The sequence below is a fragment of the Sphingomonas sp. M1A8_2b genome, assembly GCF_053345535.1.
Genome location: NZ_JBKFAH010000001.1, coordinates 905725 through 930257 on the forward strand (window position 1 = coordinate 905725; position 24533 = coordinate 930257).

At 66.6% G+C, this 24533-nt stretch carries 29 protein-coding genes; 10 read left to right on the forward strand and 19 right to left on the reverse strand.

Annotation, left to right across the window (positions count from 1 at the left end; genetic code table 11):
* Positions 1-30 precede the first annotated feature (30 nt).
* Positions 31-819 (reverse strand): SDR family oxidoreductase, encoded by a 789-nt coding sequence (locus tag ACLBWL_RS04190; RefSeq protein ID WP_447790495.1) that lies wholly within the window; start codon positions 817-819, stop codon positions 31-33.
* 232 nt (positions 820-1051) lie between these two features.
* On the opposite strand from ACLBWL_RS04190, the gene ACLBWL_RS04195 reads away from it, so the two are divergent.
* Both ACLBWL_RS04195 and ACLBWL_RS04200 read left to right on the forward strand, forming a co-directional pair.
* Positions 1052-2932 (forward strand): M1 family metallopeptidase, encoded by a 1881-nt coding sequence (locus ACLBWL_RS04195; protein ID WP_447790497.1) that lies wholly within the window; start codon positions 1052-1054, stop codon positions 2930-2932.
* Positions 2933-3068: 136 nt separating this feature from the next.
* Complete coding sequence (locus ACLBWL_RS04200) at positions 3069-3692, forward strand: CHAP domain-containing protein (protein ID WP_447790499.1); 624 nt, start codon at positions 3069-3071, stop codon at positions 3690-3692.
* A 377-nt stretch (positions 3693-4069) separates the two neighbouring features.
* Here ACLBWL_RS04200 and msrB read toward each other — a convergent pair whose 3' ends face one another.
* From msrB to ACLBWL_RS04220, 4 genes are all read right to left on the reverse strand, one after another.
* The gene (gene msrB / locus ACLBWL_RS04205; RefSeq protein ID WP_447790501.1) at positions 4070-4567 is read right to left on the reverse strand and encodes a peptide-methionine (R)-S-oxide reductase MsrB; all 498 of its coding nucleotides are present in this window, start codon (positions 4565-4567) and stop codon (positions 4070-4072) included.
* Positions 4568-4713: 146 nt separating this feature from the next.
* Positions 4714-5952 carry a cytochrome P450 gene (locus tag ACLBWL_RS04210; RefSeq protein WP_447790503.1) on the reverse strand — a complete coding sequence of 413 codons (1239 nt, stop codon included), beginning with the start codon at positions 5950-5952 and terminating at the stop codon, positions 4714-4716.
* 210 nt (positions 5953-6162) lie between these two features.
* Complete coding sequence (locus ACLBWL_RS04215; RefSeq protein WP_447790505.1) at positions 6163-7398, reverse strand: ABC transporter permease; 1236 nt, start codon at positions 7396-7398, stop codon at positions 6163-6165.
* A complete protein-coding gene (locus ACLBWL_RS04220; protein WP_447790507.1) occupies positions 7395-8333 on the reverse strand; it encodes an ABC transporter ATP-binding protein in 939 nt (312 codons plus the stop codon). Before ACLBWL_RS04220 ends, ACLBWL_RS04215 begins: the two co-directional genes overlap by 4 nt.
* A gap of 44 nt (positions 8334-8377) precedes the next feature.
* Here ACLBWL_RS04220 and queG point away from each other — a divergent pair, with 44 nt between their 5' ends.
* A complete protein-coding gene (gene queG / locus ACLBWL_RS04225) occupies positions 8378-9556 on the forward strand; it encodes a tRNA epoxyqueuosine(34) reductase QueG (RefSeq protein ID WP_447790509.1) in 1179 nt (392 codons plus the stop codon).
* A gap of 65 nt (positions 9557-9621) precedes the next feature.
* Here the strand turns inward: queG and ACLBWL_RS04230 are convergent, their stop codons facing one another.
* The 3 genes from ACLBWL_RS04230 to ACLBWL_RS04240 form a co-directional block, all read right to left on the reverse strand.
* Positions 9622-10095, reverse strand: a complete 474-nt coding sequence (locus ACLBWL_RS04230) for an Hsp20 family protein (protein WP_447790511.1) — start codon at positions 10093-10095, stop codon at positions 9622-9624.
* A 214-nt stretch (positions 10096-10309) separates the two neighbouring features.
* Positions 10310-10681, reverse strand: a complete 372-nt coding sequence (locus ACLBWL_RS04235) for a hypothetical protein (protein ID WP_447790513.1) — start codon at positions 10679-10681, stop codon at positions 10310-10312.
* The gene (locus ACLBWL_RS04240) at positions 10678-11367 is read right to left on the reverse strand and encodes an EI24 domain-containing protein (RefSeq protein ID WP_447790515.1); all 690 of its coding nucleotides are present in this window, start codon (positions 11365-11367) and stop codon (positions 10678-10680) included. The genes ACLBWL_RS04235 and ACLBWL_RS04240 overlap by 4 nt, the downstream gene beginning before the upstream one ends.
* A gap of 437 nt (positions 11368-11804) precedes the next feature.
* Between ACLBWL_RS04240 and ACLBWL_RS04245 the strand changes: the two genes are divergently transcribed.
* Complete coding sequence (locus ACLBWL_RS04245; RefSeq protein WP_447790517.1) at positions 11805-12803, forward strand: adenosine kinase; 999 nt, start codon at positions 11805-11807, stop codon at positions 12801-12803.
* 159 nt (positions 12804-12962) lie between these two features.
* Here the strand turns inward: ACLBWL_RS04245 and ACLBWL_RS04250 are convergent, their stop codons facing one another.
* The 8 genes from ACLBWL_RS04250 to hisB form a co-directional block, all read right to left on the reverse strand.
* Complete coding sequence (locus ACLBWL_RS04250) at positions 12963-14555, reverse strand: amino acid permease (RefSeq protein WP_447790519.1); 1593 nt, start codon at positions 14553-14555, stop codon at positions 12963-12965.
* A gap of 111 nt (positions 14556-14666) precedes the next feature.
* Positions 14667-15044 (reverse strand): HIT domain-containing protein, encoded by a 378-nt coding sequence (locus tag ACLBWL_RS04255; protein ID WP_447790521.1) that lies wholly within the window; start codon positions 15042-15044, stop codon positions 14667-14669.
* Positions 15045-15159: 115 nt separating this feature from the next.
* The gene (locus tag ACLBWL_RS04260) at positions 15160-15477 is read right to left on the reverse strand and encodes a phosphoribosyl-ATP diphosphatase (protein WP_447790523.1); all 318 of its coding nucleotides are present in this window, start codon (positions 15475-15477) and stop codon (positions 15160-15162) included.
* A 32-nt stretch (positions 15478-15509) separates the two neighbouring features.
* Positions 15510-15701, reverse strand: coding sequence for a hypothetical protein (locus tag ACLBWL_RS04265; protein WP_060526383.1), 192 nt, complete (start codon positions 15699-15701; stop codon positions 15510-15512).
* Positions 15702-15704: 3 nt separating this feature from the next.
* Complete coding sequence (gene hisF, locus ACLBWL_RS04270; RefSeq protein ID WP_447790525.1) at positions 15705-16481, reverse strand: imidazole glycerol phosphate synthase subunit HisF; 777 nt, start codon at positions 16479-16481, stop codon at positions 15705-15707.
* A gap of 220 nt (positions 16482-16701) precedes the next feature.
* On the reverse strand, positions 16702-17436 hold the full coding sequence (gene hisA, locus ACLBWL_RS04275) for a 1-(5-phosphoribosyl)-5-[(5-phosphoribosylamino)methylideneamino]imidazole-4-carboxamide isomerase (protein ID WP_120301399.1): 735 nt from the start codon (positions 17434-17436) through the stop codon (positions 16702-16704).
* A complete protein-coding gene (gene hisH, locus ACLBWL_RS04280) occupies positions 17433-18038 on the reverse strand; it encodes an imidazole glycerol phosphate synthase subunit HisH (RefSeq protein ID WP_447790528.1) in 606 nt (201 codons plus the stop codon). Before hisH ends, hisA begins: the two co-directional genes overlap by 4 nt.
* A gap of 109 nt (positions 18039-18147) precedes the next feature.
* Positions 18148-18735 (reverse strand): imidazoleglycerol-phosphate dehydratase HisB, encoded by a 588-nt coding sequence (gene hisB / locus ACLBWL_RS04285; RefSeq protein ID WP_107954675.1) that lies wholly within the window; start codon positions 18733-18735, stop codon positions 18148-18150.
* A gap of 71 nt (positions 18736-18806) precedes the next feature.
* Here hisB and ACLBWL_RS04290 point away from each other — a divergent pair, with 71 nt between their 5' ends.
* The 5 genes from ACLBWL_RS04290 (at position 18807) to gmk (ending at position 22096) form a co-directional block, all read left to right on the forward strand.
* Positions 18807-19292 (forward strand): SspB family protein, encoded by a 486-nt coding sequence (locus ACLBWL_RS04290; protein ID WP_056052087.1) that lies wholly within the window; start codon positions 18807-18809, stop codon positions 19290-19292.
* Positions 19293-19475: 183 nt separating this feature from the next.
* Positions 19476-20867 (forward strand): class II fumarate hydratase, encoded by a 1392-nt coding sequence (gene fumC / locus ACLBWL_RS04295; RefSeq protein ID WP_447790530.1) that lies wholly within the window; start codon positions 19476-19478, stop codon positions 20865-20867.
* 96 nt (positions 20868-20963) lie between these two features.
* Positions 20964-21176: a hypothetical protein gene (locus ACLBWL_RS04300; RefSeq protein WP_447790532.1), complete on the forward strand. Its 213-nt coding sequence runs from the start codon at positions 20964-20966 to the stop codon at positions 21174-21176.
* Positions 21173-21373, forward strand: a complete 201-nt coding sequence (locus ACLBWL_RS04305) for a hypothetical protein (protein WP_447790534.1) — start codon at positions 21173-21175, stop codon at positions 21371-21373. Before ACLBWL_RS04300 ends, ACLBWL_RS04305 begins: the two co-directional genes overlap by 4 nt.
* A 72-nt stretch (positions 21374-21445) precedes the next feature.
* Positions 21446-22096 (forward strand): guanylate kinase, encoded by a 651-nt coding sequence (gene gmk / locus ACLBWL_RS04310; RefSeq protein WP_056489738.1) that lies wholly within the window; start codon positions 21446-21448, stop codon positions 22094-22096.
* A gap of 91 nt (positions 22097-22187) precedes the next feature.
* Here the strand turns inward: gmk and ACLBWL_RS04315 are convergent, their stop codons facing one another.
* From ACLBWL_RS04315 to ACLBWL_RS04325, 3 genes are read right to left on the reverse strand one after another with little or no spacing between them, the layout of a single operon-like run.
* Entirely contained in the window at positions 22188-22868 is a 681-nt protein-coding gene (locus ACLBWL_RS04315) for an ATP12 family chaperone protein (protein ID WP_447790536.1), read from the reverse strand.
* Positions 22869-22881: 13 nt separating this feature from the next.
* Entirely contained in the window at positions 22882-23097 is a 216-nt protein-coding gene (locus ACLBWL_RS04320; RefSeq protein WP_447790538.1) for a hypothetical protein, read from the reverse strand.
* Entirely contained in the window at positions 23094-23753 is a 660-nt protein-coding gene (locus ACLBWL_RS04325; RefSeq protein WP_447790540.1) for an HAD-IA family hydrolase, read from the reverse strand. The genes ACLBWL_RS04320 and ACLBWL_RS04325 overlap by 4 nt, the downstream gene beginning before the upstream one ends.
* A gap of 114 nt (positions 23754-23867) precedes the next feature.
* Here ACLBWL_RS04325 and ACLBWL_RS04330 point away from each other — a divergent pair, with 114 nt between their 5' ends.
* Positions 23868-24362, forward strand: a complete 495-nt coding sequence (locus tag ACLBWL_RS04330; protein WP_447790542.1) for a DUF1440 domain-containing protein — start codon at positions 23868-23870, stop codon at positions 24360-24362.
* Positions 24363-24533: the final 171 nt, after the last annotated feature.

Genomic DNA, 24533 nt, shown 5'->3' on the forward strand with positions numbered 1-24533 from the left:
CCCTCTCCCCGGAGGGGCGAGGGAATTGGCTTACGCGTCGATCGACGTCCCTAGCGATGCATGTACCAGGCCGCCGTCCACGGTGATCGTCTCCCCGATCACATAATCCCCCGCGCGGCTGGCGAGGTAGATCGCCGCGCCCGCCATATCCTCGTCCACCCCAACCCGCTTCGCTGGAATCCCCTGCGCCACCGCATCACCGTGATCCCGCGCCGCCTTGTTCATGTCGCTCGCAAACGCGCCCGGCGCGATCGAGGTCACGTTGATCGAGTCCGTCACCAGCCGCGCCGCCATCCGCTTGGTCAGGTAGATCAGCGCCGACTTCGACGCGTGGTAGCTGTACGTCTCCCACGGGTTCAGCCGCTGCCCGTCGATCGAAGTGATGTTGATCACCTTTGCCGGCCGCTCCCGCGATCCCGAAGCCTTCAACGCAGCATGCAAAGCCTGTGTCAGGAAGAACGGCGACTTCACGTTCAGGTCCATGACCTTGTCCCAGCCGACTTCTGAAAACTCCTCGAACGGCACGCCCCACGCCGCCCCCGCATTGTTCACCAGGATATCGAGTTTGCCCTCATGCTCGGCGAACTGCGCCGCCAGCGCCTTGCACCCCGCCACCGTCGAGACGTCCTGCGGCAGCGCGATGCAGTTCGGCCCGAGCTCCGCCGCCGCTGCCTCGCAGACATCGGCCTTGCGCGACGAGATATACACCTTCGCCCCTTGCGCGATGAAGCCGGCGGCGATCATCTTACCGATCCCGCGGCTGCCGCCGGTGATCAGCGCGACGCGGCCGTCGAGCCGGAACAGGGTGGTCGTATCCATTGCGCATCCTCCAGAAGTTTGGCCGCTTGGTATCCCCGCGCGCCGTCCTCTGCAAACCCGTTATTCTAAATCGTCGACTTTGACGGTGTATGGCTGCGTACTGTGCCGGTTAAAATCGGCCGGACCGGGCAGGATTCCATTGCGGCGATTGTGATAGGCGCGCGCTTCGGTAAGAAGGCTTTACCCAACCGGGCCCCGGTCTTTTCCGGGCGCCGGTCACCTCGGAGTTCGCATGCGTATCGCCCCCTTAGCCACCGCCCTGGCCCTCGTCCTCGCCGCCCCCGCGTCGGCGCAGATGGTCGCGCCGATCCTCATCACGCCCGATGCGCGCGATCCGCACAGCTATGCCCGCCCCGCCGAAGCGCGCGTCACGCATGTCGCGCTCGATCTCGCCGCCGACTTCGACACCCACGTCCTCCGCGGGATTGCGACGCTCGACATTCTCGCAAAGCCGGGCGCGAAGCAGGTCGTGCTCGACGACAACGGGCTGAAGATCGTCAACATCACCGACGCCGCCGGCAAGCCGCTCCCCTACGAAGTTGGCGCGGTCGACAAGATTCACGGCGCGCCACTGACCGTCACGCTCAACGGCGCGAAGAAGATCCGCATCGCCTATGCCTCGTCCCCCGATGCGAAGGCACTCCAATGGCTGACCCCTGCGCAGACCGCGGGCAAGAAACAGCCGTTCCTATTCAGCCAGGGCGAGGCGATCCTTAACCGCAGCTGGATCCCGACGCAGGACTCCCCCGGCATCCGCCAGACCTGGGAAGCGAAGATCGCCGTCCCCAAGCAACTCACCGCGGTGATGAGCGGGCTCTCGGCAGGCGAGCCGACCTGCGCCGCGGATCGCTGCACATTCCAGTACAAGATGGACAAGCCCGTCGCGCCCTATCTGATCGCGCTCGCGGTCGGCGATATCGCGTTCAAGTCGACCGGGCCGCGCACCGGCATCTGGGCCGAGCCCGCGACCCTGCCCAAGGCCGCGTACGAGTTCGGCGAGCTCGAGAAGTTCGTCGCCGCCGCCGAAGGGCTGTACGGCCCGTATCGCTGGGGCCGCTACGACGTGCTGGTCCTGCCGCCGTCGTTCCCGTTCGGCGGCATGGAGAACCCGACGCTCACCTTCGCCACGCCGACCGCGATCGCCGGCGACCGCAGCCTCGTCTCGCTGATCGCGCACGAACTCGCGCACAGCTGGTCGGGTAATCTCGTCACCAACGCGACCTGGGACGATTTCTGGCTCAACGAAGGCTTCACCAGCTATTTCGAGAACCGGATCATGGAGGCGCTCTACGGCAAGCGCCGCGCCGACATGGAGGCCGACCTCGCCTGGACCGACATGCTCGCCGCGGTAAAGGAGGCCGGTGGCCCCACCGCGAAGGATACGCAACTCCACCTCGATCTCGACGCCGCGCGCGATCCCGACGACGGCATGACGCAGATCGCCTATGACAAGGGCGCAGCGTTCCTGCGGACGATCGAGAAGCAGGTCGGTCGCGCGCGGTGGGATGCTTATCTCCGCAGCTATTTCGACCGCCACGCCTTCCAACCGCAGACCAGCGCCGGCTTCCTCGCCGACCTCAAGTCGAAGTTGCTGACGCCCGCCGAGGCGAGGACGATCGGCGTCGACGCGTGGGTCTACCAGCCCGGCATCCCGGCGAACGCGGTTCACATAACGTCCGCCGCGTTCCCCGCGGTCGATGCTGCGGCCAAGGCCTATGCGGCAGGTGGTCCCGTCTCGGGCGTTCCCGGCAAGGCAACCACGCAGGAAATCACGCGGTTCATCACCCAGCTCCCCCGGCAGCTCCCGGCCGAGCGGTTGAAGACGCTCGACGATGCGTTCGGCTTGAATACGACCGGCAACGCCGAGATCCGCTTCGCCTGGCTGCAACTCGCGCTCGCCAATCACTATGTGCCCGCCGATGCGTCGGCCGAGCAGTTTTTGACTTCGCAGGGTCGGCGGAAATTCGTCGCGCCGCTGTTCCAGCAGATGATGGACTCGGGCGACTGGGGCCACAAGCTCGCGATGGAGATCTACGGCAAGGCACGGCCGGGGTATCACGCGGTCACGCAGGTCACCGTGGACCGCATAACCGGTTGGAAACTCATGAACTGAGCCTGACTTTGCCCGATTTCGGGCGTTGGTCGGCGCGGCAACACGCTTCGTCGGATATGGTTCCCCAGCCGCTTTCAATTAAATCGAACCTCCCGTAGCCAGACTGTGACGAACGGGTTTTGGCCGGGGGGTCTCGATGAATTTCAAGGCGTTAACAGCGCGTTTTGCGCTGGTGGTATCGTGCGGCCTGATGACGGCCACACCGGCAGCGGCCCAGTTCTGGCAGTGTGTCACGTTCGCCCGCTCGGTTTCGGGGATCGAAATCCGCGGCAACGCGAACACCTGGTGGGACCAGGCAGCAGGGCGCTACGACCGCGGTCATACGCCGAAGGCCGGCTCGGTCCTTGCCTTCTCGCCGACCTCACGGATGCGCGTCGGCCATGTCGCGATGGTCTCGAAGGTCGTCAGCGACCGCGAAGTGCTCCTCACCCACGCCAACTGGTCGCGTCCCGGCGCGATCGAGACCAACGTCCGCGCGGTCGATGTCTCGCCGGCCGGTGACTGGAGCAAGGTCAAGGTCTGGTACGGTCCGCAAGGCGACCTCGGCACCTCGGTCTATCCGACCAAGGGGTTCATCTACTCGGATCACGCGCCCCGCAGCGACATGCTCGATGCGCCTGAGCAGCCGTCGTTCCATATGGCCAGCGCAACCAGCACGCTGACCGCCGCGCAGCGCGCCAACGCCGCCCTGCTCGCGACGATCCAGCACGGCCCGACCGATCCCCGCGGCATCTTCACGCTGGTCAACGAGGCGAACTGAGGGCCGTCTTTGGGGCAGGATGCTCTCCGTATCCACGGCCTGATTGCTACTTCAGCAGTCTGATTTTTCAGCAGTCTGATTTTCGCTGCTGATCGCCCCTGACAATTCAGCGCATCAAACCGTCCCTGACAGCACCACCCCGGCGAAGGCCGGGGGCCAATTGGGAAACGTTGCTGATCGAGCGCTGCGATACGTTACCGCGACTTCACCAATTGGGCCCCGGCCTTCGCCGGGGAGGCAAAAATAGCGCGCCAGCCATCTAGCTTCTCTTGTTCTCCCGCGAAGGCGGGAGCCCAGTCAGGACTCCCGCCCTCGCGGGAGAACAAGTTTACGCGCTCAGCATTGATCCGCGACGGCCGCCTAATAGCAGAGCGCCCTCAAGCCGGCCGGAACGTCAGCCCGGCGCCATTCATGCAATAGCGCTTCCCCGTCGGCTTCGGCCCATCGTCGAACACGTGCCCCAGATGTCCGCCGCACCGCCGGCAATGCACCTCGGTCCGCGCCATCCCCAGCGTCGAATCCACCCGGGTCCGCACCGCGTTCGGCAAAGGCTGCCAGAAACTCGGCCAGCCCGTCCCGCTCTCGAACTTGGTCTTCGACGAGAATGCGGGCAACGCACACCCGGCGCACGAGAAGATCCCCGCGCGATGCTCGCCGTTTAGCGGACTTGAATAGGGCCGCTCCGTCCCCTCCTTGCGCAGGATATCGTACGCAGCCGGCGACAGCTTCTTGCGCCACTGCGCGTCGGTCAGCGTCACCTCGAACCGTTCGGCGGCTTGCGCGGGCTGCGACGAGCACCCCCAGAGCGCGAAGCCGGCGACGCCTGCTCCGGCAAGCGTGAGGAAAGCGCGGCGGTCGGGGGGCGTGTCGGTCATGAACATGATATAAGTACGAATTCGTTTTCGAACAGGATGCAGCCTCAAACGCCCCGTCATCCTGACGAACGTCAGGATCCAGAGTATCAGGCGGGCCGTGCGTGGCCCTGGATCCTGGGTCGAGCCCAGGATGACGGGGGCGGGCGTCAGTATTTGCTGATTTCGACCGGCAGCGTGCGATAGCCGTGAACGAAACATGCGTTCACCCGCGTCGGCTCTTCCAGCACGTTCACGCGCATCCGCCGCGCCGCCATTTCCTCCAGCAATATCTGGATCTGCATTTCCGCCAGCCGCGCGCCGACGCAGCGGTGGATGCCGTGCCCGAACGCCAGATGCCGTCGCGCGTTCGGCCGATCCACCGCGATGTCGTCCGCATCGTCGCCGAACACGCTCTCGTCGCGATTGGCGGACAGATACCAGAGGATCAGCTTGTCGCCCGCCTTGATCTGCTGGCCCATCAGTTCGGTGTCGGCGGTCGCAGTGCGGCGCATGTGTGCGAGCGGGGTCTGCCAGCGCAGGATCTCGCTCACCGCGTTCGGGATCAGCCCCGGATCCGCCTCCAGCTTCGCACGCGAGTCCGGAAACTTGTCGAGGCCATAGGCGAGCGCCGACATCGAATTGCGCGTCGTGTCGTTGCCGCCGACGATCAGCAGGATGAGATTCCCGATGAACTCGTTGTGATCCATGTGACTCATCGCATCCGAATGGATCATCATCGAGATCAGGTCGGGCGTCGGTTCCTTGTCGATCTTCGCGTCCCACAGATTTTTGAAATACGACCCACATTCGAACATGTGCGCGAGCCGCTGACCGCGCAGCTCCTCGTTCTTGACGATCTCGATATCGCCTGCCCAATCCGACCACAGGGTCAGCTTGCGTCGGTCCGCCCACGGAAAGTCGAACAGGATCGCGAGCATCTGCGTGGTCAGCTCGATCGCGACGGTGTCGACCCAATCGAACGGCGTGTTCCACGGCAGGCTGTCGAGCATCGCGGCAGTACGCCTGCGGATATCGCCGGACATCCGCGTCATCTCGCTGGGCGTGAAGGCGGGCGCGACGGTGCGGCGCTGGCCGGTGTGCACCGGGCGGTCGCGCGCGATGAACATCGGCATGCGAACATCGCGCTCGGCGACAAAATCCGCGATCGTGATCCCGCCCGCCTCGGAGGAGTAGAGATCGGGGAGCGATTCGACCTCGACGATGCCCTTGTAGGAGGAGACCGACCAGTAAGGGCCGTAGTCGGAATTTTCGACATAGTGGACGGGGGATTCGGCGCGGAGCCGGGCGAACGGCGCCTGCCACAAATCGTCGCGGTAGAGTTCGGCACGGCTCACGTCGAGCGGGTCGACTGTCTGTTGCGCCACGTCTCTTACCAGAGTCGCCATCGTCTCTCTCCCGTATTTTGCCACAGGAAAGGCTTTGCTGACACTTATGTCAATAGGGTTGGGCCGTGACCGAGAGATCCTCCCCCGCAAGGGGGAGGTGGCGCCGAAGGCGACGGAGGGGGAGGATACGGAACAGAGGTTTCCCTTACCGCCCCCTCCGTCTGGCAAGCGCCAGCCACCTCCCCCTGGCGGGGGAGGATTTGCAAAACCTCAAGCCGCTACCTTGGCCTTCCGCCGCCAGAACGGCCTAGCGCTTCCCGACTGCAGCACCCCGCGCCGGAACAGCCGCGCGCCGACGGTGATGAAGATCGTCACCCACAACGCCTGCCACGCCAGCGCCGCGACATGCGGCCACAGTTCCGGCGAGTTCGCCGCATGCCCGGCCATCGCGAAAGGCGACGAGAGCGGGAACAGCTCGGCGGCGGTCGCGATCCAGGTGCCGGGATGCGAGACCGCCGCCGAGGACAGCCCGAACATCGCGACCTGCAGGATCGTGATCGGCAGCGACAGCATCTGGATCTCGCGCATCGTCGACGCCTGCGCCCCGACGCCGAGAAACACCGAGCCCAGCAGCAGATACGCCATGCTGAAATACGCCGCGAACAGCACCGCGAACATCGGTGCACCGACCGCCGGCGTCAGGTCGCCCAATGCCGCAGCGGCGGCAGGCGGCATCAGGCTGGCGATCTGCGTGACGACGGTGCCCCAGAACGCGACGAACAGCACCGCCACGCCGAACATCCCGATCAGCTTGCCGAAGAACACCGACTCCAGCGGCACCGCGGCGGCGAGCACCTCGATCACCTTGTTGTTGCGCTCCTCGGCCATCGTGCCGACGACCTGGCCCGACAGGAACAGCGTCAGGAAGAAGATCCCGAACACGGCGAAGAACGCCGACTGGTGCTGCCCGCCGACCGAGGTGGTCGAGCGCGTGATCTGCGTCTTGGTCGCGGCGACCGTGGGCAGCGTGCCGCCCAGTTTTTGCGCCGCCAGAGTCGTCTGTGCGAGCGTCGCCAGATAGTCCGCCGACCTCGCGCCGCGCGGCCCGTACAGGATCTGTGGCGCGTTGAGCGGACCGAAGAGAACTGCGGATGCGTCGATATTCTTGGTCTCGAACGCCGCGCGGGCCTGCGCCGCCGGATCCGCGGTCGGCGCGACGGTGGTCAGCCCCGGTGGGGCTTCGTCGTCACGAAACATGCCGCGCAGCCGTGTATCGGCTTCCGCGATCGGGCGTGTGACGGTGGCAGGGACGATCGCGATGATCCGCGTCTTGTCCTGTGCGCCACCGCTGACGCTCGCCGCGCCCATCCCGCCGATCGCGCCGAACGACCCCATGATCACCGGCGCGAACAGGAACAGCAGGAAGATCGGCGTGAACACCGTGGCGATGAAGTCCCGCCGCGCGATCGTGAAGGTCTGGCGCAGTGTCCGGCGGAAGCGGGTCATGCCGCGTACTCCTTCGGCACGGCAGCGTGTGGCCCGACGATCCGCACGAACGCCTCGTGTAAGCCGGGCCGCTCGATCGACAGCCCCGAAATCCCGTACCCCGCGTCGATCAGCCTCACGAGCAACGTCTCGATTCCCTCGCTTGGCAGCTCGAACCGCCAGCCCCCCTCGGCATTGGCGCCATCAGGCACCGCATCCGACGGGAGCACGCCGCGAATGGCAGGATCGGGCCGATGCGGCGTATAATGCACCCGCTGCGGCAGGATTCCGCGCGCGTCCGCGACCGTGCCCTCGAACCGCCGCTTGCCGCCGGCGATGATCGCCAGCCGGTCGCACAGCCGCTCGGCATGGCTCATGATATGCGTCGAGAACAGGATCGTCGCACCGCGGTCGCGCTCGTTGAGGATCAGCTTTTCGAGCCGCTCCTGGTTGACCGGATCGAGCCCGGAAAACGGTTCGTCGAGCACCAGCAGATCGGGCTGATGCACCACCGAGCCGAGCAACTGCACCAGCTGCGCCATGCCCTTCGACAGTTTCCGGATCTTCTCGTCGACCGCATGACCCAGCCCGGCGGCTTCCATCAACTCGCCCGCCCGTGCGCGCCCGGTCTTCCAGTCGAGCCCGCGGAGTGCCCCCATGAACGCGATCGCTTCCTTGGCCTTCATCGCCGGATACAGCCCGCGCTCCTCGGGCAGATAGCCGACCCGGTCGCTCGCATCGCGCGGATTGTCGTAGCCGAGCAGCGTGCGGTTACCCTCGTCGGGCTCGATGATCCCGAGCAGCATCCGCAGTGTCGTCGTCTTGCCGGCGCCATTGGGCCCGAGCACACCGTACACCGAGCCGCGCGGCACCATGATGTCGACCCCGTCGACCACGCGCCGATCGCCGAACCGCTTCACGATCCCGCTCGCGGTGACCGCCCATTCATCGTTCACGCGCAATCTTCCTATCGAGGGTGACGTCGTGGTAGCGGTCGGACGTGGCGCAAGACAAGCTGGAACACCGACTTAAGGCCAAGGCGGCCGCATTGGGTTTTGTCGCCTGCGGAATCGCGCATGCCGACGCCGCGCCACGGGCGGGCAAACGCCTCCACCAATGGCTCGCGGATGGCCGCCACGGCGACATGATCTGGATGGAGGAGCGCAAGCACCACCGCGAGAGCCCCGCCGGCCTGTGGCCCGAAGTGCGCAGCGTGATCGCGCTCGGCATGAGCTATGCGCCGAAGGACGATCCGTTGCGATTGGCGGACGAGGGTGGGGTAGGGCGCATCTCGGTCTACGCGCAGGGCTCGGATTATCACGACGTCGTGAAGCGACAGTTGAAGGCGCTGGGGCGGTGGCTGGCGGCGGAGGCCGGGCGCGACCTGCCGCCGTTCGACCTGCCCCCCTTCGACCTGCCCCCCTTCGACCTGAAAGTGTTCGTCGACACCGCGCCGGTGATGGAGAAGCCGCTCGCCGAAGCCGCCGGGTTGGGCTGGCAGGGCAAGCACACCAATCTCGTCAGCCGGGAGCATGGGAGCTGGCTGTTCCTCGGCGCGATCTACACGACGCTGGACCTGGAACCGGACCGCGGCGGCGTCGACACCTGCGGCAATTGCGACGCGTGCCAGACCGCCTGCCCGACCGACGCCTTCCCGCGGCCATACCAGCTCGACGCCCGCCGCTGCATTTCCTACCTCACGATCGAGCATGCCGGCCCGATCCCGCACGAGTTCCGCGCCGCGATCGGCAACCGCATCTACGGCTGCGACGACTGCTTGGCGGTGTGCCCCTGGAACAAGTTCGCCGCCGCCGCCAACGCGAACCTAGCCTTCCACCCCCGCGCGGAACTGGTCGCGCCGGAGTTGGCCGACATCCTCGCGCTCGACGACGCCGGCTTCCGGCAGGTCTTCGCCGGCTCGCCGATCAAGCGCATCGGCCGCGACAGGATGGTCCGCAATGCGCTGATCGCCGCAGGCAACAGCAGTGATCGGGCGCTGGTCGCACCGGTGACAAGGATGTTGGATGATCCCGCCCCGGTCCTCCGCGATGCGGCGATCTGGGCGTTGGCGCAGCTGGACCCGGTGCGCTTCGGTGAAGAGCGAACTGTTCGCGAGCCGCTGGAACTCGAAGGCTCGATTACCGCCGCTTGGGTGAAATCAGGCTCGCCGGACGTCTAGCCAAGCAGCTTAGACAGGCAGCGGGCGAATGCTGCCGACGTCACCGCCGGCAGCATCCCTGTCTATCAGGCAACGTCGCGATCGCCCTCCGACGTGGCGATCCGGTCGTTGGCCGCGGCGCCGGCGATCTCGATCCGGCGCGGCTTCATCGCCTCGGGCACCTCACGCTTCAACGAGATGCTGAGCAGCCCGTTGTCGAAGCGCGCATGCTGGACCTGGACGAAGTCGGCCAGCTGGAAGCGGCGCTCGAAGGCGCGCGTCGCGATCCCGCGGTGCAGGAAGCGGCTCTCGTCGCGATCGTCGGGGCGTCGTCCCGTCACCGTCAGCTGGTTGTTCTGCGCGACGATCTCGATGTCGTCGGGGCGGAACCCCGCGACCGCCAGCGTGATCTGATAGCTGTCCTCGCTCTCGCGCTCGATGTCGAACGGCGGGTAGCCCTCTGGCGCCTCGGTCCGTGCGGTGGTTTCGAGCAGGTCGAACAGCCGATCGAAGCCGACCGTCGAGCGGCGATAGGGGGTGAAATCGAAGTTGGTCCTCATATCCAAATCCTCCTCATGAGCAATCTGAGCACAAGGAACACCGGATACCGAGCCGGTGCCCTCAGGTGTGCCGGACCGAAAATCGCGCCCGGCGACGGCAAAAATAATTTTGCCGGGACGCCGTTCAAGAGGGTCGATAATTTTTTTCGGAGGTCCGTTTGCGTGGTCTGAAATCGACCGGAAATCGCGCGGAAATGGCCGCTATCTACCGCCCTTATCTACCGCCCTCGCGCCGGGTCAGCGCGGCTACGCAACTGGCGCGGTCGATCGTGCTGCCGTCGGGTTCGCGCGCGTCGATATAGGTGACGCGCGGGGCGTCCGAGCCCTTGGGATAGAGATAGGCGTCGAGCACGCAGATCCCGCTCTGGAACTGGAGTTTGCGCGCGGTGCCTTCGCGGACATCGGCGTCGGGCTGGCCGAACAGCTTGGTCAGGCCGGCGGCGTCCTGGCCGAGGACGCGCTCGAGCCCGACGCTGGTATACGGGATCGCCGGGCGTCCGACCACCGGCTTGGCGACCGGTGCCGCGCAGCCGGCGAGGCCAGCGCTCAGCGCCAGCGCCAGTCCCGTTGTCGTCAATCGCGTCATGCTCGGGCCTTACGGTAATATTGGCTGTGGAAATAATGCGTCGCCATCGCGGCGCCCAGCACGGGTGCGGCGATGTTGACGATCGGAACCACGAACAGCCCGGTGTTCGCAAGCCCCAGCGTAAATCGCCCCCCCCTGGTCGTCGCACGCCAGCCCCGCATCGCCGCGGCATCCATATGCCGCGCCGCCACCATGTCGCCGAGATCGCGCCCGAGCAGCCAGCCGTTGACGACGAAGAAGGCGGCGGCCGTGCCTACTCCGGTGACGAGCAGCGCTATGTAGATTGGAAGCATGAGAAGATTGAAGAGCACGACGCGCGCGGCCGAGCGGAGGCCCATCGCGAGGCTGCGGGCGAACGGCACGGGGCGGGCGGTCTTCAGCGCGTCGGGATAATGTCGCGCCTCGACCGCTTCGACGACCTCGTCGGCGAAGATCCCGACGACCGCGATCGCGACCGCGCGGAACAGCAGCCATAATGCGAGGATCGTGACGAACAGCGCGAACGCTGCGGCAAGTCCGTCGGCGTGCCAGCCGAGCCACGCGGCGAGCGCAGCTTGCGTCCCCCACCACGTCCCGACGCCGAGCAGTGCGAAGACGAGCAGCGTGACCGCCATCGACTTGGCGAACACGCGGAGGACCGGCGGATCGGTCAATTGGCGGAGTGAGAGGAGGAGCGCGCGGATCATCGGCTCGGGATGACGCTGGGGGTGCCGCAGGTCAACGCGCCTTCGTTTCGACAGGTAGCCGTCCATCCACCCGTTCCCCCGCGGAAGCGGGGGCCCAGCTAAACCAAAGGCACCGCCCGAGATCCTGGACCCCCGCGTTCGCGAGGGAACAGAAGGGTGGGGAAGGGGGTATCTACGTCTTAAGCACCGCGAGAACCGCTGGAGCCGCCCTAACCATAATCACCACCCCGGCGGAGGCCGGGGCCCAATTGGGGGACGGCGGTAACGACGGGCTGCGCATCATTACGACGACCTTTCCAATTGGGCCCCGGCCTTCGCCGGGGTGGTCCACCTCTGCCCGCCACCCAGGCAGCGACCCGCACAACCACCCGCGCCAGTTGCACCAATCCCCCCCGCCATTTACGGCAAGCGTTTTCCCGTCCGCCCGGAGTTGCCCCTTGTCCAATCCCACCTACGACGTCGTCGCGATCGGCAATGCCATCGTCGACATCCTCAGCACCGCCACCGACGCGTTCATCGAGGAAATCGGTGTCGCCAAGGGCTCGATGCAGCTGATGTTCTCGTCCGAGGAAGCCGACGCGCTCTACGCCAAGATGGGCCCGGGCATGGAAATCTCCGGCGGCTCGGCTGCCAACACCGTTGCCGGCATCGCCGCGCTCGGTGGCAAATGCGGGTTCATCGGCCAGGTCGCCGACGACCAGCTCGGCCAGGTCTTCGCGCACGACGTCCGCAGCATCGGCATCGAGTTCGCCACCCCCGTCCGCGCCGGCGACCCGACCACCGGCCGCTGCCTGATCTTCGTGACGCCCGACGGCCAGCGCACGATGAACACCTTCCTCGGCGCGGGTCAGTTCCTGCCTGCCGCCGCGATCGACACCGCGATGATCGCCGACAGCGCGATCCTGTATCTCGAGGGCTATCTCTGGGATCCCGAAGAGCCGCGCGCCGCGATGCGCGCCGCGATCGACTGCGCGCGCGACGCAGGGCGGAAGGTCGCCTTCACGCTCAGCGACGTGTTCTGCATCTCGCGCCACGGCGGCGATTTCCGCCAGCTGCTCAGCGACGGCCTGATCGACATCCTGTTCGCCAACGAGAGCGAACTCGCCGCGCTCGCCGAGACCGACGACTTCGACGCCGCCGTCGCCAAGATCTCCGCCCAGGTCCCGACCCTGGTCGTCACCCGCGGCGAGCACGGTGCCTGCGCGCTCCAGAACGGCACCCGCGCCGAAGTGAAGGCCGAGCCGATCGCCAAGGTCGTCGACACCACCGGCGCCGGCGACCTCTTTGCGGCGGGCTTCCTCCACGGCCAGGCCCAGGGCTACGACCTGCACGCGTCGCTGAAGCTCGGCGCGGTCTGCGCGGCCGAGATCATCAGCCATGTCGGCGCCCGCCCGATGGTCGACCTGAAGGCGCTCGCCGCCAAGCACATCGGCTGATCTCCTCGGTCATCCCGGACCTGTTCCGGAGTCCACCGTTCCGCAAATTCACGAACCTGTGAGTACGCGGAGCGGTGGATGCCGGAACGAGCCCGGCATGACGGAAGCAAAAAAAGGGCCGCGGGAGTTTCCTCCCGCGGCCCTTTTTATTGGCCTCGATCAGTGGCTGCTATCGACGTCCCCATCGTCGATCCCCAGCCCGACATGGCTGCGCGAGCGGCTGTAGAGGAAATAGATCAGCAACCCGATCGCGCCCCAGCCCGGCAGGACCAGCTTGGCAGTCAGTGGCAGCGACAAATACAGCCCGACGCAGCCGATGATCGCGAGCGGCGCGACGATCCACACCGCAGGGGTGCGGAACGGACGCTTGCGGCCCGGATCGGTCTTGCGCAGCACCATCACCGAGATTGCCACCATCATGAACGCGAACAGCGTGCCAGCGTTCGAATAATCGGCGAGCTTGCCGACCGGCAGGATCGCCGCCGCGATCGCCGCGGCGATGCCGGTGACGATCGTGACGACGTGCGGCGTCCGGAACTTCGGGTGGATCGAGGCAAGCCGGGCCGGCAACAGGCCGTCGCGCGCCATCGTGAAGAACACGCGGGTCTGGCCGAACATCATCATCAGCACCACCGACGGCAGCGCCAGCACCGCGGCAAGCCCGACCAGCCGGCCCATGATCGGCCAGTGAATTTCTTGGAGCACATGCACGAGCGCTTCCTTCGAGCAAACCAGCGGCTCCATCACGCCGGATTTGACGATCGCGGCGCAACGCCCCGCCATCTCGGCCGAGCCCGGTGCCAGGATCCCGCCATCGGCAGTCGTCACCGGGTTGGCGCCGATCGCACCGATCGCGCCCGACGCGACCAGCAGGTAGAACAACGTACAGATGCCGAGGCTGGCGATCAGCCCGATCGGCACGTTGCGCTGCGGGTTCTTGGTCTCTTCCGCCGCGGTCGAGACCGCGTCGAAGCCGACATAGGCGAAGAAGATCGACGCCGCGGCACCCAGCACGCCGACGCCCGACGAGCTCAGCGGGTTGCCGACGCCGTAGGGCAGGAACGGATGGAAATTATCCGCCTTGAGCACGGGAATCGTCAGCGCGATGAACGCGGTCAGCGCGGCGATCTTGATCAGCACCAGCACCGCGTTGACGCGTGCGCTCTCGGTCGTGCCGACCACCAGCAGCCACGTGACGAGCCCGATGATGATCACCGCCGGGAGGTTCATGAAGCCGCCGACCGTCATCGCGGTCTGCAGATCGGCGTTGGGCGTGGCACCGAACGCGACCTGGACGTGCGCCATCAGTGCGTCGGCGTTGCGTAAGGCATTGGGGATGTGGAAGCCGATCCCGTCGAGCAGCCCGGCCAGATGGTTCGACCAGCCGACCGCGACCGCGCTCGCGCCGACCGCATATTCGAGGATCAGTGCCCAGCCGACCATCCAGGCGAGCAGCTCGCCGGTCACGGCATAGGTGTAGGTGTAGGCCGAGCCGGAGACCGGCACCATCGACGCCAGCTCGGAATAACACAGCGCGGCGACCGCGCAGACAAAGCCCGCGACGACGAAGCTCAGCAACATGCCCGGCCCCGCCTTCTGCGCGGCCTCGGACGTCAGCACGAAGATACCCGTGCCGATCACCGCGCCGACGCCCAGCAGGGTCAGCTGGAACGCACTCAGCGTTCGCGAAAGCCCCTTTTTCTCTGCCGTCGCCAGAATGGCATCCAGCGATTTTACGCGACCAAAAATCAATTCGGTACCCCCCGGGGATTGCTAGGGCCGGGTCAATAAGGCCCCTTGCTCAAGCGCCGGAGCCTAATGGCAATTTTATTACGTGCAATCCTTTAGTGGCGGAAAGCTGCGCTATTGCGCGAGCATCGGCCCGAGCGGACGCCCGCCGAAGACATGAACGTGCAGGTGCGGCACCTCCTGGTGCCCGTCCCGACCGATGTTCGCGAGCAGGCGATAACCCGGTTCGACCAGACCCGCGGCGCGCGCGACAGCACCGACCGCGCGGACGAACCCGCCGATCTCCGCATCCGATCCGCGCGCGGAGAAATCGTCCCACGACACATAGGCGCCCTTGGGGATCACGAGCAGATGCGTCGGCGCCTGCGGGTTGATGTCGTGGAACGCAATCGCGAAGTCGTCCTCGTAGACGCGCTTCGACGGGATCTCGCCGCGCAGGATCTTAGCGAAGATATTCTGGTCGTCATACGGCTGGGTGGCGTCGATCGGCATAAATCCCCCTTCCGCTTGCGGGAGGGGTTAGGGGAGGGGCGTGCCTTCCCGATCCCGGCGGAGCGTGTGGGTCATGCCCTCCCCCGACCCCTCCCGCAAGCGCAACGGGAGAAGATCAGCTCGTCCGCCCGGCCTTCTCGACCAGCCCGCCGACACCCTCGCGCCGCTCCAGTTCTGCGCGAACGTCGTCGAGACTCAGCCCCGCATCCGCCAGCAGCACCGCCAGATGGAACATCAGGTCCGCCGCTTCCGGCACGATGCTCGCCTCGTCGCCCGAGCACGCCGCGATCACCGTCTCGACGGCTTCCTCGCCGAGCTTCTGCGCGATCTTGGGGCGGCCCTTGGCGAACAGGCTCGCGGTGTAGCTGGTGTCGGCGGGCGCATCGCGACGGGCGCGGATGGTCGCTTCGAGGCGGTCGAATACGGGGTCCATGCGCGGCGTGCTGACGCAGCCGGGCAGGCGGGTCAATCCTTCTTGGGCGGCCCCGCATCGCGGCGGCGCGATTTGATGAACCGCTTCCGCAACGCCCGGCGCACGAGCCAGACCCCGATCGCCGCAAACCCGAACAGCGCAATGTCCGACATTTCGGGCCCGGTTCGCGGATGGACCACGCCGCTATGCCCCGACTGGACCGCGAGGATGGCGAGCACCGGCATGCTCTAGTCCGCCGCGCGAACCGGCGTCCGCACCGGGATCCCCGCCGCCGCCAGCGCCGCATGTGCGTCGCCGATCGACGCCTGCCCGAAATGGAAGATCGACGCCGCCAGTACCGCGCTCGCATGCCCGTCGCGGATGCCCGCCACCAGATCGTCGAGCCCGCCGACCCCGCCGCTTGCCACCACCGGCACGCTGACGCGGTCGGAAATCGCGCGGATCAGGTCGAGGTCGTAGCCGCTGCGTGTCCCGTCGCGGTCCATCGATGTGACGAGCAACTCGCCCGCGCCCAGTTCGGCGAGCTTCAAGGCATGCGCGATCGCATCGATCCCGGTCGCGCGCCGACCGCCATGCGTGAACACTTCCCAGCCTTCACCCGACCGCCGCGCATCGACGCTCGCTACGCAGCACTGGCTGCCAAACCGCTCGGCGATATCCGCCACCAGTTCCGGCCGCTCGACCGCCGCCGAATTGACCGCAACCTTGTCCGCCCCCGCCAGCAACAGCGCGCGCGCATCGTCCGCCGTCCTTACGCCCCCGCCGACGGTTAACGGCATGAAGCATACCGCCGCCGTCCGCCGCACGACGTCGAGAATCGTCCCCCGACCTTCATGGGAGGCGCCGATATCCAGGAAACACAGTTCGTCCGCCCCGGCGGCATCATAGGCGCGCGCCTGCTCGACCGGATCGCCGGCGTCGCGCAGTTCGACGAAGTTCACGCCCTTCACCACGCGCCCATCGGCAACGTCGAGACACGGAATGACGCGCGCGCGGACTGTCATGCGCTGTGCCGAACTTTTTGTTCACGCGGAGACGCGGAGACGCGGAGACGCGGCGGAGCCGCTAAGAAAAATATTTCGCGCAGAGGCGCAGAGGCGCGGAGAGAGAGGAAGGGAGCAAGGCCTAACTTCTTACTCTCCGCGCCTCTGCGCCTCTGCGCGAACAAGTTTCTGCCTGCGGCGCTAGCCGACTCTCCGCGTCTCCGCGTCTCCGCGTGAATCATCATGCAGCCTTCGCCACACTCAATGCCGCCGCGAGATCGAGCCGGCCATCGTACAACGCCCGCCCGGTAATCACGCCTTCGACCCCGTCCCGCACATGCAAAGCCAGCACGTGGATCTCGGCAATCCCCTTGACCCCGCCGCTGGCGATCACCGGGATATCGACCGAGCGCGCAAGGTCGACCGTTGCGTCGACGTTGCACCCCTTCAGCATCCCATCACGGCCCACGTCGGTGAACAGCAAAGACGCCACCCCCGCATCCTCGAACCGCCGCGCGAGATCGACCGCGCTGGTTGTCGACACGTCCGCCCAGCCCTTGGTCGCGACCATGCCGTCCTTCGCGTCGACTGCGACGACGATCCCGCCGGGGAAATCCTTCGCCACGCCGCGCACGAACTCGGGGTCCTCCAGCGCCGCCGTGCCGATCACGACTCGGGAGACGCCCAGATCGAACCAGCCCTCGACGCTGGCCCGAGTCCGGATGCCGCCGCCAAGCTGCACATGCCCCGGAAACTGCGCGACGATCGACCGCACCGCATCGCCGTTGACCGAAGCCCCCGCGAACGCGCCGTCGAGATCGACCACATGCAGATGCTCCGCGCCCGCCTCGGCGAACAGCATCGCCTGCGCCGCGGGATCGTCGCCATAGACGGTCGCGCGGTCCATATCACCCTCGGCGAGACGCACGACCTGACCGGCCTTCAGGTCGATCGCGGGGAAAATGATAAGGCTCACGGCCGCCACTCCAGGAAACGTTCGAGCAAGGCCAAGCCGTAGCGCTGGCTCTTCTCAGGATGAAACTGCACGCCGATCATCGTGTCACGACCGATCGCCGCGGTGACCGCGCCAGCATGGTCGGTGGTCGCAAGCACGTCGGCGCCTTCGAAGGCGAAGCTATGCAGGAAATATGCCTCGCCCGGCTCGATCAGCGGATGCGCGACGGAGGGAACGACGTCGTTCCACCCCATATGCGGCACCTTCGCCTCCATCGTCCCCGGTTCCAGCCGTCGCACGCGCCCCGAAACCCAGCCGAGCCCGGCATGTGTCCCCATCTCTTCGCCCGCATCGGCCATCAACTGCATGCCGACGCAGATCCCGAGAAACGGCGCACCCTCGGCGCGCACCCGCCGGTTCAACGCCTCGACCATCCCCGGCACCGCGCGCAACGCCGCCGCGCACGCGCCGTATGCGCCGACGCCCGGCAACACGATCCGGTCAGCCTTCGCAACGGCATCAGCGTCCGAAGTCACGACGAGATCGACACACCCGGCCGTCCGCAACGCGTTCTCGACCGAATGCAGGTTCCCCGCACCGTAATCGATCAGCGCGAGCGTCACATTCCCCTCCCGCTTGCGGGAGGGGTTAGGGGAGGGAGTGACATAGCCGCGAGTCCGACGATCGAGGCCAGGCCCTCCCCCGACCCCTCCCGCAAGCGGGAGGGGAGCATCAGAGTATCCCCTTGGTCGACGGGATCGCATCGGCCTTGCGCGGATCGATCTCGATCGCCGTCCGCAGTGCCCGCGCGACACCCTTGAACGCCGCCTCGGCGATGTGGTGGTTGTTCGACCCGTACAGCGTCTCGACGTGCAGCGTGATGCCGGCCGCCTGCGCGAAGCTGTGGAAGAAATGCTCGAACATCTCGGTGTCCATGCCGCCCAGCCGCTTCTGCGAGAACAGGTCCTTCCACACCAGCCACGGCCGCCCGGAAATATCCAGCGCTACCCGAGTCAACGTCTCGTCCATCGGCGACAGCGCATCGCCGTACCGCGCAATCCCGCGTTTATCGCCGAGCGCCTGCGCGAACGCCTGGCCGATCGCGATCCCGGTATCCTCGACGGTGTGGTGCTCGTCGATATGCAGATCGCCCTTGGTCCGCACGCGCAAGTCGATCAGCGAGTGGCGCGATAATTGTTCGAGCATGTGATCGAAGAAACCGACCCCGGTCTCGACGTCGTATACGCCGGTCCCATCGAGGTTCACGGTGACGTCGATCGCCGTCTCGGCGGTGGAGCGGGTGATCGTGGCGGTGCGCATGCCACCTCCCATAACGTCCGCCACGACGCATGCAATCTTGACCGGCATCCGAATGGCGCTACCCAAGGGATATGACCGATGGACTGCCCGATAGCCTGATTCCGTACGACGAGATCGTACAAGAAGCCCTGCGTGCCGTGGTCGGCCGCGTGCTCGGTTCGGTCGCGGAGGCCGGCGGGCTTCCCGGCGAGCATCATTTCTACATTACCTTCAAGACGCAGGCCCCCGGCGTCGACATCCCCAAGCGGCTGATCGAGCGTTTCCCGGACGAGATGACGATCGTCATGCAGAACCGCTATTGGGACCTCATCGTCGACGACGAGCGCTTCTCGATCGGGCTTTCGTTCAACCAGGTCCCGTCGAAGCTGGTGATCCCGTATTCGGCGATCACCGCCTTCCAGGATCCCGCGGTAAGCTTCGAACTCCGCTTCCAGGCGCAGGAAGGTGCGGACGATGCACTCGGCGACCACGACGAAGCCGAAAACGACGGCCCGACCGCGGTCCCGATCGAAGACGGCTCGAACGTCGTGGCCGTGGATTTCAAGCGGAAGAAGTAACCCAAACTCCCTCGCCCCTACGGGGAGAGGGAAGGGGCCCGCTGCACTTGCGGTGGGAAGGGAGAGGGGAGTGAGGCTAAGGCCGCTTCCTCCCAAAACCACGCGCCCTTCCGTCGCCTGCGGCTCCTCCCTCTCCCCGAAGGGGCGAGGGATCCCGAGCACGCTACGGAAGGTTGACCCAGCATGACCCAAACCCGCACAGAAACCGACACGATCGGCCCGATCGAAGTCCCCGCCGCCGCCTATTGGGGTGCGCAGACCGAACGCTCGATCGAGAATTTCCCCTTCGCCACCCGCGAACGCATGCCGATCGAGATCGTCCACGCGCTCGCCCTCGTCAAACAAGCCGCCGCCCGCGTAAACCGCTCGCACGGCCTCGACGAAAAAATCGCCACCGCGATCGACGCCGCCGCGCAGGAAATCATCGACGGCAAGCTCGACGACCAGTTCCCGCTCGTCATCTGGCAGACCGGCAGCGGCACGCAGTCGAACATGAACGCCAACGAGGTCATCGCCGGCCGCGCCAACGAGGTCCTCACCGGCACCCGCGGCGGCAAGTCCCCCGTCCACCCCAACGACCACGTCAACATGAGCCAGTCGTCCAACGACAGCTTCCCGACCGCACTCCACATCGCCGCGGCGATCGCCACCACCCACCGCCTGATCCCCGCGCTCGACAAGCTGCACGCCGCGCTCGACGCCAAAGCCAACGCCTGGGACGACATCGTCAAGATCGGCCGCACCCACCTCCAGGACGCGACGCCGCTGACGCTCGGCCAGGAATTCTCCGGCTACGCAAACCAGCTCTACCGCTGCCGACACCGCATCGAGCCCGCGATCAGCCACGGCATGGTGATCCTTGCACAGGGCGGCACCGCGGTCGGCACCGGTCTCAACGCCCCGGTCGGCTTCGGCGACGCGATCGCGGCGGAACTTGCCGAGATCACCGGCCTGCCGTTCGTCAGCGCGCGCAACAAGTTCGAGGCGCTCGCGTCGAACGATCCGCTCGTCCACCTCTCGGGCACGCTCAACACGCTGGCGGTCGCGCTCACCAAGATCGCCAACGACATCCGCCTTTTGGGCTCGGGCCCCCGCTGCGGCTTCGGCGAGATCGACCTCCCCGCGAACGAGCCCGGCAGCTCGATCATGCCGGGCAAGGTCAACCCCACCCAGTGCGAGATGCTGACGATGGTCGCCGGCCAGGTAATGGGCAACCACGTCGCGGTCACCGTCGGCGGGATGCAGGGCCATCTCGAGCTGAACGTCTTCAAGCCGCTGATCGGCGCCAACGTGCTGCGCTCGATCGACCTGCTCGCGACCGCGATGGAAGGATTCGCGGAGCGCTGCGTCGCCGGCATCGAACCCAACCGTGGCCGCATCGCCGAGCTGCTCGACCGCTCGCTGATGCTGGTGACCGCGCTCGCCCCCGAGATCGGCTACGACGCGGCGGCGAAGATCGCCAAATACGCCCACGCCGAAGGGCTAACGCTGAAGGAAGCAGGCCTCGCTTTGGGACTGGTCGACGCCGAAACGTTCGACCGAGTCGTCAAACCCGAATCGATGCTCGGCCGATAACCTCCCGTTCTCCTGCGTGCGCAGGAGAACACGTGGGCGGATGGGAACCCAAACGCCTTTCGCGCGCTAACCCGCCACACGGACAGGAGAAATTACGTGGGCGTAACGACCATAGGCGCGCTGATCGGCGCAGGTATCGATTCGCTGAGTGGCGACGACGGCAACGCGGATGGCGCGATCATCGGCGCCATCACCGCCAACGTACTCAAGCTCGTCGTGCCGATGGCCGTAACCTACGCGATCGGCTGGGCGGTGCTGCGTGGTGCAGCGGAACTCAAGGACCAGGTTTTCGGGGAGAATAAGGCATGATCGGACGTATCATCAGTGCATTGGTTGGCCGCGAGCTGGGCCGTCGCGACGGCAGCGGCGGCACGGCTGGCGCCGTTAAGGGCGTCGTGGCGATGAGCCTGATGCGCCGCATGGGCCCGCTCGGCATGATCCTCGGCGGCGGTTACGCAGCCAAGAAGGCCTATGACCGCAACAAGGCGCGCAAGGCCGGCTATTAATCCGCCTTCGTAATTCCACGCGCGGGCCGCGCATGGGTTGACGCCCATATGCGGTCCGCGGCAAGGGCGCGCATGCCCCACACACTTCCGTCCGACCCGCATGGTTTCCGTCGTCGCGGAGTCCTGTTCGTCCTGTCCTCGCCGTCCGGCGCCGGCAAGTCGACGATCGCGCGCAGATTGCTCGCGGACGAGCACGAACTCGAGATGTCGGTCTCGGTCACGACCCGGTCGGTGCGACCCGGCGAAGTCGACGGCAAGGATTACCATTTCACCGACCTCGAAGGCTTTCGCGACATGGTCGCGAAGGACGAGTTCCTCGAATGGGCGCACGTCTTCAACCACCGCTACGGCACGCCGCGCGCGCAGGTCGAAGAACTGCTCGCGGCGGGCAAGGACGTGCTGTTCGACATCGACTGGCAGGGCGCGCAACAGCTGTTCCAGATCGCCGGCGGCGACGTCGTCCGCGTCTTCATCTTCCCGCCCTCGATGGAAGAACTCCACCGCCGCCTCACCAGCCGCGGCACCGATTCGGAAGAGGTGATCGAAGCCCGCATGTCGCGCGCGGCCAACGAGGTCAGCCACTGGGACGGCTATGATTACGTACTGGTCAACGACGACGTCGACAGCTGCATCCGCGGCGTGAAGACGATCCTGGCGGCGGAGCGGTTGAAGCGTTCGCGCCAGACCGGCCTGATCGGCTTCATCCGCAGGCTGACGCGGTAACCCGCCAACCCGTTCTCCTGCGAACGCAGGAGTCCAGGGTTACAGGCCCTAGCGTTTGGTATCCTGGGCTCCTGCGTTCGCAGGAGAACGGTTAGAGCAGCCCCAGAAACTCTACCCCGACCCCAAACTCCTTGCGCTTCAACTCGCGCAACTGAGTCGCCTGCCAGTCCTCGCCCCACATCTCGACAGACCAGTCCTCGTCGATCCCCGCGGCAGCCCAGGCCGCATCCGCGTCGATCTCGCCCTCGATCAACGCCAGCCCGATCACCAGCGACCCGGTCAACGTCACCACCGGCGACAACCCCGCCAGCCGGAAATCGTCATACGCCGCGACCGCCTCGTGCAGCCGCGCGACCGTCGCGTCCGGTTGCGCAACGTGCATCACGCCCGCCGTCACCGCGAACGTCACGTCATACCGCCCCCGCGCCCACGCCAGCAGCGGATCCCACGCCGCCGCTTGCCGCTCGACCAGCGGCGGCGGGCCATCGGCGCGGTAGCAGAGCAAGTCGCTCTCCCCATACGCCGCCAGCCGCACGGCGAACTGCGCAGGATCGTTCGCGATCGGATCGGTCGCCGCATTGGCGAGCCCGGTCAGCGGCATCGTCCGCGGGTCGATCGTCTCGCCGACAGCGCGCCATTCCTCCGCGACAGCCTCGGCCAGCGCATCGCTCGGCAGCGCGAGCGGCCGCCGCCCGGGCGTCCGCACCGGCTTGCCATCGAGTGTCACCACCCGGTCAGCATCGATCGCCACGTCTTTCCAGAACCGCTTCATGCGCCCATTCCGTTCATTCGGGTGTCCGCCAACGGTGCGCGAGACTACGCGGCACGGTGGCGATCATCGCCATCGCCGACAAGACGATCGCCGTCCCGAGGATCTTCGGTGCCCAGTCATGCGCGCGCGCGATCAGGATCAGCCCGAGCAGCGCGCCCGCAACCCCCGCCAGCCGCACTGCGACCAGCATGAACCAGCGCCGCTGCGCCAATTTGTCGGCATCGGTCATCGTGCAGCCACCATGTGCAGCAGTTCCGGCACCGCCGTCGCAACCACATCCGCCCCCGCGTCTGAAAGCTCGTGCACGTCGTGATACCCCCACGCGACCCCGACGGCGCGCGCACCGGCCGCGTGCGCCATCGCCATGTCGAAGCTCGTATCGCCGATCATCGCGGTCGTCTCCACGGTAGCACCTGCTTCCGCGATCGCCGCGAACAGCATCGCGGGATCGGGCTTCGACGGATGCCGGTCCGCGGTCTGCAACGTCACGAACCGCTCGGCGATTCCGTGCGCGGCCAGAATATGCGCGAGCCCGCGATCGGACTTACCCGTCGCCACACCAAGCGCCCAGCCGTCGTCGGCGAGCGTCGCCAGCACTTCCGCAATCCCCTCGAACAACGGTTCGTCCGCCAGTTCGCCACTCGCGCGCATCGCATGGAACGCGTTCTTGTAGTCGGTGGCAAGCGACCGGTGCAGCGCCTCGTCCGCCTCCGGCAGCAAGACCTGCATCGCCTCGACGAGACTCAAGCCGACGATTCGCCGGATGTCCGCACGCGGCGGCGGGATCATCCCGGCGCCCTCGAACGCACGCTCGCACGCGACACAGATATTCGCCTGGCTATCGACGAGCGTCCCATCGCAATCGAACACGGCAAGACGGATCATGAGATTTTCCAACGCATCGCCGCCTCGTAGATCACGCGTGCACGCGAGGGAACGCCAAACCGGAACGCGCGCGCCTGCGAACGGTTCGTGTCGGATATCTCTGGAGACTCAACGATGGCGCACGCACAGACCGACACCCCGAACATCTGGGCCGCCGCCGCCGCCGGCCTGGTGGCAGGGCTCGCCGCCTCGTTCGTGATGGACCGCTTCCAGGCCGGCGTCGCCGCGCTGTCCTCGTCGAAGAGCGATGCCGAGCCTGCGACGGAGAAGGCGGCGGACAAGGTGTCGCAAATGGTGGTCGGCCACGACATCCCCGATGACCGCAAGCCGCTCGCCGGACAGGTCGTGCACTACGCGCTCGGGGCCGGGCTGGGGATCGCCTACGCGGTGGCGGCGGAATACCGGCCTTCGGTGACCGCGGGCTACGGCACCGCGTTTGCGGCCGCGACGACGGCGTTGCTAGATGAGGCGGCGGTGCCAGCGGCGGGGCTTGGTGAGGCTCCGTGGAACACCGCGCCGACGACGCATCTGTATGGCGCGGCGTCGCACATCGTGTTCGGGACGGTGACCGAGGGCATGCGGCGGTTGTTGCTGGGGTGGCTGAAGTAGCGCGCTACCTGCCTCCACCTAGTTCCCCCGCGAAGGCGGGGGCCCAGGAATCAAGCAGCGCCGACGATCGTGGCCGCTGGACCCCCGCCTTCGCGGGGGAACGGCTTGGGGGTAAGGTGCCGCCAACCACCCCAAACCCCACCCCGGCGCAGGCCGGGGCCCAGTTGGCAA

What these genes read in the sequence shown, in the direction of transcription:
- ACLBWL_RS04190 (WP_447790495.1), bottom strand. Translation starts at nt 819, where the DNA reads ATGGATACGACCACCCTGTTCCGGCTCGACGGCCGCGTCGCGCTGATC.
- ACLBWL_RS04195 (WP_447790497.1), top strand. Translation starts at nt 1,052, where the DNA reads ATGCGTATCGCCCCCTTAGCCACCGCCCTGGCCCTCGTCCTCGCCGCC.
- ACLBWL_RS04200 (WP_447790499.1), top strand. Translation starts at nt 3,069, where the DNA reads ATGAATTTCAAGGCGTTAACAGCGCGTTTTGCGCTGGTGGTATCGTGC.
- msrB (WP_447790501.1), bottom strand. Translation starts at nt 4,567, where the DNA reads ATGACCGACACGCCCCCCGACCGCCGCGCTTTCCTCACGCTTGCCGGA.
- ACLBWL_RS04210 (WP_447790503.1), bottom strand. Translation starts at nt 5,952, where the DNA reads ATGGCGACTCTGGTAAGAGACGTGGCGCAACAGACAGTCGACCCGCTC.
- ACLBWL_RS04215 (WP_447790505.1), bottom strand. Translation starts at nt 7,398, where the DNA reads ATGACCCGCTTCCGCCGGACACTGCGCCAGACCTTCACGATCGCGCGG.
- ACLBWL_RS04230 (WP_447790511.1), bottom strand. Translation starts at nt 10,095, where the DNA reads ATGAGGACCAACTTCGATTTCACCCCCTATCGCCGCTCGACGGTCGGC.
- ACLBWL_RS04235 (WP_447790513.1), bottom strand. Translation starts at nt 10,681, where the DNA reads ATGACGCGATTGACGACAACGGGACTGGCGCTGGCGCTGAGCGCTGGC.
- ACLBWL_RS04240 (WP_447790515.1), bottom strand. Translation starts at nt 11,367, where the DNA reads ATGATCCGCGCGCTCCTCCTCTCACTCCGCCAATTGACCGATCCGCCG.
- ACLBWL_RS04255 (WP_447790521.1), bottom strand. Translation starts at nt 15,044, where the DNA reads ATGCCGATCGACGCCACCCAGCCGTATGACGACCAGAATATCTTCGCT.
- ACLBWL_RS04260 (WP_447790523.1), bottom strand. Translation starts at nt 15,477, where the DNA reads ATGGACCCCGTATTCGACCGCCTCGAAGCGACCATCCGCGCCCGTCGC.
- ACLBWL_RS04265 (WP_060526383.1), bottom strand. Translation starts at nt 15,701, where the DNA reads ATGCCGGTGCTCGCCATCCTCGCGGTCCAGTCGGGGCATAGCGGCGTG.
- hisF (WP_447790525.1), bottom strand. Translation starts at nt 16,481, where the DNA reads ATGACAGTCCGCGCGCGCGTCATTCCGTGTCTCGACGTTGCCGATGGG.
- hisB (WP_107954675.1), bottom strand. Translation starts at nt 18,735, where the DNA reads ATGCGCACCGCCACGATCACCCGCTCCACCGCCGAGACGGCGATCGAC.
- ACLBWL_RS04290 (WP_056052087.1), top strand. Translation starts at nt 18,807, where the DNA reads ATGACCGATGGACTGCCCGATAGCCTGATTCCGTACGACGAGATCGTA.
- fumC (WP_447790530.1), top strand. Translation starts at nt 19,476, where the DNA reads ATGACCCAAACCCGCACAGAAACCGACACGATCGGCCCGATCGAAGTC.
- ACLBWL_RS04305 (WP_447790534.1), top strand. Translation starts at nt 21,173, where the DNA reads ATGATCGGACGTATCATCAGTGCATTGGTTGGCCGCGAGCTGGGCCGT.
- gmk (WP_056489738.1), top strand. Translation starts at nt 21,446, where the DNA reads ATGCCCCACACACTTCCGTCCGACCCGCATGGTTTCCGTCGTCGCGGA.
- ACLBWL_RS04315 (WP_447790536.1), bottom strand. Translation starts at nt 22,868, where the DNA reads ATGAAGCGGTTCTGGAAAGACGTGGCGATCGATGCTGACCGGGTGGTG.
- ACLBWL_RS04320 (WP_447790538.1), bottom strand. Translation starts at nt 23,097, where the DNA reads ATGACCGATGCCGACAAATTGGCGCAGCGGCGCTGGTTCATGCTGGTC.
- ACLBWL_RS04325 (WP_447790540.1), bottom strand. Translation starts at nt 23,753, where the DNA reads ATGATCCGTCTTGCCGTGTTCGATTGCGATGGGACGCTCGTCGATAGC.
- ACLBWL_RS04330 (WP_447790542.1), top strand. Translation starts at nt 23,868, where the DNA reads ATGGCGCACGCACAGACCGACACCCCGAACATCTGGGCCGCCGCCGCC.